General features: G+C 76.6%; 2 protein-coding genes. Both read left to right on the top strand.

Features of this window, described 5'->3' with window-relative positions; translation table 11 throughout:
• The coding region (locus D8M35_RS16060) for an ABC transporter ATP-binding protein (RefSeq protein ID WP_148113415.1) at positions 1-759 on the top strand (759 nt) is incomplete at its 5' end.
• Positions 756-1,439, top strand: a 684-nt coding sequence (locus D8M35_RS16055; RefSeq protein ID WP_238638283.1) for an energy-coupling factor transporter transmembrane protein EcfT, incomplete at its 3' end; no start/stop codon positions are given. The genes D8M35_RS16060 and D8M35_RS16055, both read left to right, overlap by 4 nt.

The following is a 1,439-nucleotide window of genomic DNA, read 5'->3' as shown; positions in this document are numbered from 1 at the left end:
TTCCGCCCGCTCGACGAGGGCGCGGGGCTGCTCGAGGCGCGGGGGCTCGCGACCGCGCGTGGGGGCATCCTCGGGCGTGCCGGCAGCAGCCCCGTCGGCAGCGACATCGACCTCGGGGTCCGGCGCGGACGGGTCCTCGCGGTCACCGGCCCGAACGGCGTCGGCAAGTCGACGCTCGGCCTCACCCTCGCCGGACTCCTGCGCCCCGCGAGCGGCACGCTGCATGCGACGCCCGACCTCGCCGGTTCGGCCGGTGACGCGCCCATCCGGTGGACGAGCCGACAGCTCGCCGCCCGCATCGGCACGGTGTTCCAGGACCCCGGACACCAGTTCGTCGCACGGAGCGTCCGCGAGGAACTCGCCGCCGGCCCGCACGCGCTCGGCCTCGACGACGCGGACGCACGGGTGGAGGACCTCCTCGACGCCTTCGGGTTGCGGCACCTCGCCGACGCCAACCCCTTCACGCTCTCCGGCGGCGAGCAGCGGCGGCTCGCGATCGGAGCCGTCGTCGCCTCGCGGCCGCCCGTGGTCGTGCTGGACGAACCCACGTCGGGGCAGGACCGCGCGACGTGGCAGGCCGTGGTCGACCTGCTCGGCGCGATGGCCGACGCCGGGACGGCCCTCGTGGTGGTGACGCACGACCGTGACCTCGTGCGCGCGCTCGACGCCGACGAGGTCGTGCTCGCCGCCGACGGCGTGCGCCCCGTACCCCCGGCCGGAGCCGATCAGCCCCGAACGACCACGGAGGTGCCCCGGTGACCACCTCGACCACGCACGTCGACCCGGGCGGGCGAGCCGTGCCTCCCGGCCGGACGCGTCGCGGCGTCGCCGGTGTGCAGCCCGTGGCGGCGATGCTCGGCGTGCTCGCACTCGGCCTGTGCCTCGTGACGAGCCTCGACGTCGTGTCCGCGGCGGTCGCGCTCGCGCTGGAGCTGCTGCTCCTGCCGGTGCTCCGGATCCCGCCGCGGACCGCGCTGCTGCGGGCGTCGCCGGTGCTCGTCGCCGTGCCCCTGACCGCGCTGAGCATCGCGCTGTACGGGCGGCCCTCCGGACGGGAGTGGTTCGACCTCGGCTTCGCGCACGTCACCGACGGGTCGCTGGCACTCGCGCTGGCGACCGCGCTGCGGGTCCTCGCGGTCGGGCTGCCGGCGGTCCTGCTCTTCGTCGGGGTCGACCCGACCGACCTGGCGGACGGCCTCGCACAGCTGCTGCGGCTGCCGGCTCGCTTCGTGCTCGGGGCCCTGGCCGCGGTGCGGATGACGACCCTGCTCGGCGAGGACTGGCGTCAGCTCGCGATGGCACGACGGGCACGCGGCCTCGCCGACCACGGACGGCTGCGGCGCGGGGCGTCGATGGCCTTCGCGCTGCTCGTGCTCGCGCTCCGGCGGGCGACCACCCTGGCGGTGGCGATGGAGTCGCGTGGCTTCGGCGCTCCCGGA

It is taken from the genome of Curtobacterium sp. HSID17257 (assembly GCF_003989515.1).
Classification (GTDB): Bacteria; Actinomycetota; Actinomycetes; order Actinomycetales; family Microbacteriaceae; genus Curtobacterium.
The sequence above is the reverse complement of the archived record's forward strand: the minus strand, read 5'-3'. Positions and strand labels throughout refer to the sequence as shown.